At 66.1% G+C, this 5,291-nt stretch carries 7 protein-coding genes; 5 read left to right on the forward strand and 2 right to left on the reverse strand.

From position 1 onward, the window contains the following. Positions 1-245 precede the first annotated feature (245 nt). Complete coding sequence (locus ABKW28_RS22460) at positions 246-539, forward strand: hypothetical protein (RefSeq protein ID WP_348613463.1); 294 nt, start codon at positions 246-248, stop codon at positions 537-539. 62 nt (positions 540-601) lie between these two features. Here ABKW28_RS22460 and ABKW28_RS22465 read toward each other — a convergent pair whose 3' ends face one another. Next, positions 602-1,279: a sulfotransferase family protein gene (locus ABKW28_RS22465; RefSeq protein ID WP_348613465.1), complete on the reverse strand. Its 678-nt coding sequence runs from the start codon at positions 1,277-1,279 to the stop codon at positions 602-604. A gap of 455 nt (positions 1,280-1,734) precedes the next feature. On the opposite strand from ABKW28_RS22465, the gene ABKW28_RS22470 reads away from it, so the two are divergent. The 3 genes from ABKW28_RS22470 to ABKW28_RS22480 all read left to right on the forward strand — a co-directional run bounded on the left by ABKW28_RS22470 (position 1,735) and on the right by ABKW28_RS22480 (position 3,883). Continuing rightward, positions 1,735-2,220 (forward strand): SigE family RNA polymerase sigma factor, encoded by a 486-nt coding sequence (locus ABKW28_RS22470; RefSeq protein ID WP_348613467.1) that lies wholly within the window; start codon positions 1,735-1,737, stop codon positions 2,218-2,220. Continuing rightward, positions 2,220-3,206, forward strand: a complete 987-nt coding sequence (locus tag ABKW28_RS22475; RefSeq protein ID WP_348613469.1) for a hypothetical protein — start codon at positions 2,220-2,222, stop codon at positions 3,204-3,206. The genes ABKW28_RS22470 and ABKW28_RS22475 overlap by 1 nt, the downstream gene beginning before the upstream one ends. A 269-nt stretch (positions 3,207-3,475) precedes the next feature. Next, on the forward strand, positions 3,476-3,883 hold the full coding sequence (locus ABKW28_RS22480) for a TlpA disulfide reductase family protein (RefSeq protein WP_348613471.1): 408 nt from the start codon (positions 3,476-3,478) through the stop codon (positions 3,881-3,883). 438 nt (positions 3,884-4,321) lie between these two features. Here the strand turns inward: ABKW28_RS22480 and ABKW28_RS22485 are convergent, their stop codons facing one another. Then, positions 4,322-4,732: a hypothetical protein gene (locus tag ABKW28_RS22485; protein ID WP_348613473.1), complete on the reverse strand. Its 411-nt coding sequence runs from the start codon at positions 4,730-4,732 to the stop codon at positions 4,322-4,324. 120 nt (positions 4,733-4,852) lie between these two features. On the opposite strand from ABKW28_RS22485, the gene ABKW28_RS22490 reads away from it, so the two are divergent. Continuing rightward, positions 4,853-5,182 carry a hypothetical protein gene (locus ABKW28_RS22490; RefSeq protein ID WP_348613475.1) on the forward strand — a complete coding sequence of 110 codons (330 nt, stop codon included), beginning with the start codon at positions 4,853-4,855 and terminating at the stop codon, positions 5,180-5,182. Positions 5,183-5,291 lie beyond the last annotated feature (109 nt).

Raw genomic sequence — 5,291 nt, forward strand, 5'->3', positions numbered from 1 at the left:
TCCACGCGCGGGGGCTCATCGCACGAGCGCCTCGTTGCGGCAGATGAGCGCGCGCCGACGCGCACGCTACGCGGCAGTTCCGGATGGAACTGATGGCCCACGCGCCGCGTCCCAGTGTCGTGATTCTCAGACGTGTCGTCCTGGGTCTGCTTGCTGTAGCCCTGCTGTCATCTTGTTCGTCTGGCTCAACGGCTGGCGCGCCTTCGACTTCTCTCGCGGAAACGACGGAAGACACTTCAGCAGCGGTGATGAAGGAGAGAACTGCGCAACTGCGGTGGGCCTGTCCGAGCGAGGCGCGACTGCGGGCCTTCACCGACCCTCTCATCTACCCGGCACGGCTGACGCTGCGGCAGGTCCTTGACCGGGTGTACCCCGATGGAACGGACATGCTGGTGCAGAGCAACGACGGTCGGCTCGCGTTCGTCCTCGACCTAGACGGACAGCAGCAGATTGAGCGGCGAGTGCGCTTTGAGCGGTCTACATCCGTCGGGTGGCACGTAGAGGTCGTGCTGTTCTGCCGCCAGCGGTCGCTTCGGTGACCCGCCCGCCGCGTGGCAGTAGCGTGCGTCTGCGCGCGCGCCCGGCGGCATGACAGGGCTCCTCAGTCCTGTGCCTCGTTGACTGCCGCTGCCAGGGATGCGACCCGCGCCTCGTCCTTGCGGGAGCGTTCCTCCTTGCGCGCCACGTACGACGCTGTGCTGTTCTCGTGAGGGAAGGGACGCTCTGGAACGGGCAAACTCAAGGCATTGCAGATGGGCTCCCAGCCGTCGCCCGGCCGCCACTCAACGAGCCGATCTGGCTCGACCTGCGCGCGAACCTCGCCCAGCCACCGCTTGTATCCGGCAACGATCTGGTCGCGGTCGTTGATGTCCGTGAAGACGCCGCTGAAGATGACTCCGAACAGTGAAACCATGGGGTCCTCAGCGCTCTTCGTCCGCATCTCGCGCGTGCGAGGAAGAACGGTCGCTTCCATGCTTCGGTACCAGACCTCGGGATCGCCGCGATGGGACAGCAGCACAGGGGCATCCGGATACGCGGCCGCCAGGTCTCGCCAGCAATTGGAGAACGGGGCGTCCACTCCGGCTGCGTATCCGGCGAGGAAGGTTTCCCACTCCGGCGGCTTTCCTTCAATGGCGTTCACCCATGTGCCTGCGTGCTCAGGGTGCGCGAACGCCTCGCTCATGTGATAGATCGGCGCGTTCAACAGGTACCGCAGGGCCTCGCGGAGCGAGGACGTCCCCGTGCGAGGAAGTCCAGCGCCGATCAGATGCAAGGGCATGGACGCAGCCTAAAGACTAGGCGCGCTCATCGGCATGGGCGATCGTACGGACGTTCTTAGCCGGAAGGACCGAACGAGCTGTCCGGTAAGAGGCCCCCGCGGCCGGGCGTCGATCCGGCAGCCTTCGGTCCTCTTGACTACGTCGAGGCAGCACGCGCATGTCCTCGAGATCGAAAGTGTGGAGTCTTGGATCAACCAGGTTGATCCAAGACTCCACACTTTGCCGCCCCGGCTCGCGTACCCAGCAAGGCGCACGCTCCTCGGCACGTCCGTGCTCGCAGCGGCAGAACCGGATGGCCGCGGGCGCAGGCGCTCCGGCCCGACCGGCCCCGAGCAGCTTGAGAATGGGTCTTGTCGGCGTACGCGTCGGCACCTGACCTCGGAACATCTCAACGTTTCAGGTCTCGCTGGCGTTGACTAAGGGACGGGACTAGGTGGGCGGCAGGATTGTTGACGTGAGCAGGGACTTCGAGGCATTCGTGGAGGCGGAGACGCCCCGGTTGCTCGGGCTCGCTCATGCGCTTACAGGCAACCCGCACGATGCCTGGGATCTGGTTCAGGAGTCGCTGACGCGGGTCGGTGTGCGGTGGAGGCGACTGGCGTCGGACAACCCCGGCGGCTATGCGCGGACCACGCTGGTGCGGCTCAACATCGACAGGGCTCGTCGGACGCGGCGCGAGATGCTGCCTGGTGTGGTTCCCGATCGCGAGGCCCCGGTGGAGATCGTCGACCCGGTCGACCCGTGGCTCATCGACGCGCTCAACACGCTGACTCCTCAGCAGCGGACGGCGGTGGTGCTGCGGGTGCTGGAGGACCTCGACTACGACGGGCTCGCGGAGCAGCTCGGTTGCTCCATCGGCACCGCACGTAGTCATCTTTCGCGTGGCCTGTCCCGGATGCGAGCACGCGCCGAAGCGCGCGAGGAAGTGGGAGGGACTTGATGAACGAGACACCGGAAGACGACCTGCACGACGCTCTGCGTCGGATGTCGGGGTCCCTACGACCGACGGTTCACGCTCCTAGCGCCATCCATGCCCGCGTACGGCGGGCCCGCCGACGACGCGCGTTCGGCACCGCCTTCGGTGCGGCAGGTCTCGTGGTGGCGATCGCGGTGGGGAGCCAGTCGTTGGCAGGCTCCGGCCCCACACCACGTCCGGGCAAGCCGCCTGCGACCGCCGCACCGTCAGCGCAGGACCAGCTGTTCGAGTGCCCCACCGAGAACCGGGTCTTCACCGAGACCACCACGATCGTCGACCTCGAGGCACAACAGCAGGTTGTGCGTCGACTCACCACGCTCAGTTCGGTGCAGGTGCGCCACGCCGCGCCCAGTCCCCTCGGGGTGGTGGCCCTGGTCGTAGATGACAGCGGCGACCCGGATTCTTACGTCGACCCCGCCGTGGTGGCGCAGTTGCGGGAAGTCGGCGTGGCCCACGTCTTCGAATGGGACCCCACGGTGGCGACAGCGGGCGTGGACGCCGACGGACAGGTCCGCCAGGTCCTGCAATGGCTGCTTCAGCCAGCGCTTAACGACGTCCGGAGCGCAACACGAGATCTGTCGGGCGCGGCCGGGATCGCGTTTTGGCAGGACGCAGGGGCCGTTCTGCTTCAGTGGAAGGCCCCGGCACCTCAAGAAGTGCTCGCGCTCAACGGGACGCGGCCTGACGGCGTCAGAGTCATCGTCGAATCGGTGGAGTACTCGCGGCTAGACATTCAACGCGCGCAGAAGCGGCTGCAAGGCGTGCTCGGCGATCGCGGACTGAAGGATCGCTGGTCCTCGAGCTACGGCTGCGGCGACAGCTCAGGTCTGATCGTGGGCATGACGCCGCCACTGACGGACCGGGTCGTCCTCCAGACGATTCTCAGTGACGCGCTCGGCCTTCCGGTCATGGTCGTCCCCGAAGATCGAGCACGCCTTAAAGACTTATGACTCGCTCGCCGGCCGCGTCCGGTACGGCCGGACGGGTGCCTGCACCCGAGTACGGTGCAGTCGAACGCCTACTTCCCCCAAAGAAAGAGACTTCGATGCCGCAGCTCGCGTCTCAACGAGGGCTCCGGCTGGTGGCCTGCGTCGTTGTAGCCGTCCTGTGCTTGGCAGGATGCTCCTCACTGCGAGGCACCGACCAGTCTGGCTACGTGCCAGGAGACGGTCAGGTCGTTGAGTATCAGCGGGGGGAACGCGAAGGACCCATCGATCTGGTGGGCCCCACGGTGGGCGGCGACAACTACGACGTAGCCGATGCGCGCGGCACCGTGACCGTCATCAACGTCTGGTCGAGCTCCTGCGGGCCCTGCCGCAGCGAGATGCCCATGCTGACGCAAGCTGACGCCGAACTCGGTGACGACGTCACGTTCATGGGCATCAACGTCCGCGAAGCCAGCCCACAAGACGCCGCAACATTTGAGACCGAGATGGGCGTCAAGTACCCCTCCATCTATGCCCCCGATGGTGACGCTCTCCTAGCGTTCCCCGGCCGCACCGCACCCGTCGCCGTCCCCACCACCCTGGTGCTCGACCCAGACGGCAGGGTCGCCTCCATCATCAGCGGAGAAGTGCCAAGCAAGACCACGCTGCTCACCCTGGTCGAATCAGCCGATCAGCAATGACCCCGGCACGACGCAGCTCCATAGCTTCGCCCCTCTCGGGCGCCACCGCTCATGGCACAGCGGGCGCTTCGCCCCGACGGCGGCAGAACCGGATGGCCGCGGGCGCACGCTACGTGGCATGGTCGACGACGCCATGACAGACTTCGGTAGATGGATGACTCAACACGACGCCGCTGGCCAGGGGTCGCGTCGAAGAACGGTCGCCTTCGTGTCCTCTCAGCAGGTGCCGCCGCAGCTGTTTTCATCGTCCTGCTCTGTCTAAGCCTTTTGTTGTCTTGGGAGGACCCTGTCATCCGGTGGGGCTCTGCGCCTCTGGCCATTCTGAATGTAGTAATTGCCGCGACAGCCGCTCGTTCACCAGCTCAGGAATGGGCGCGCTGACAGCGGCAGATGAGCGCGCGCTGACGCGCACGCTACGCGGCATGAGCGTGCGGGCGGTCAGGAGTACGGCTCGTAGTCGACCCGGTCGGCGCGTCCCTTCCACCCCGGCCACGGCCAGGCGTTGTTCCAACTCCGTGAGGACTTGCCGTCGTCGCGGACCTCGATACAGCCGCCGCGACCGAGGTGGTAGGCCGTAGCCCGACCCTCAACGGCCATGCTGATGAAGTGATCAACTGCCTCGGCATCCGCCACGGGGTCGTCGCCCAACTCGGCAGGTACGCAGGCGGGATCATCCAGCGCGACCGTTCCGACCTGGTCGGCGTAGAGATACAAGATGACCCCGACTGCCTTGGCAGCCTGCGGACGAAGATGGATCGTCGCGGCCCCGTCCTTCTCAACGCAGTCCACGCTGACGCGATCCGAGAGGGCGGCAGCCCGTTCCTCGAAGTGGGCGCGTACAGACGACATGGGCTGACCCTACGACTCGCCCTGCCCCTCAAGTTGGAGTTACCGCTCATCTAGGCAGATCAGCAGGCTCATCGCGGCAGATGAGCGCGCATCATTCGCCGCCAGGGCAACATGTAGCGCATGAGAGTCGAAGCGCTGGCCGCGACCTTCGTGGTGGAAGTGGGCATCCGACAGTCGTGGCCATTTCTCGTCGTTGCTGATGCGTCCTCGGGTGCCGAGGCGCGTCTCTACCTGGACGCGACGTGGAGTCTGGGTGACAGCAGCCACGAAGCCAGCGAGGACACTGCGTGGCTGGTCGCAGCCGCAGAACTCAACGGGGAGAACATCGTCGACGCTAGGCAAGGCTCCGACGGCTCCTTGACCCTCATGACAAGCGAAGGCGCAAGACTGACAGTGTCCGGTCAGGCCGCTCACTACACCGTTGGCGAACCATGGTGGCTGGGGCGCTGACTGTTACGTCCGCCTATCGGCACGACCGCGATGCGGCAGAACCGGATGGCCGCGGGCGCACGCTACGCGGCAGATGAGCGCGCGCTGACGCGCACGCTACGCGGCAGAT

This window comes from Nocardioides sp. 31GB23, from assembly GCF_040012395.1.
In the GTDB taxonomy this organism is placed as follows: domain Bacteria; phylum Actinomycetota; class Actinomycetes; order Propionibacteriales; family Nocardioidaceae; genus Nocardioides; species Nocardioides salarius.

Excerpts from the sequence above, each read along its gene's own strand:
- ABKW28_RS22465 (WP_348613465.1), bottom strand. The coding sequence starts at position 1,279 with ATGCCCTTGCATCTGATCGGCGCTGGACTTCCTCGCACGGGGACGTCC.
- ABKW28_RS22475 (WP_348613469.1), top strand. The coding sequence starts at position 2,220 with ATGAACGAGACACCGGAAGACGACCTGCACGACGCTCTGCGTCGGATG.
- ABKW28_RS22485 (WP_348613473.1), bottom strand. The coding sequence starts at position 4,732 with ATGTCGTCTGTACGCGCCCACTTCGAGGAACGGGCTGCCGCCCTCTCG.
- ABKW28_RS22490 (WP_348613475.1), top strand. The coding sequence starts at position 4,853 with ATGAGAGTCGAAGCGCTGGCCGCGACCTTCGTGGTGGAAGTGGGCATC.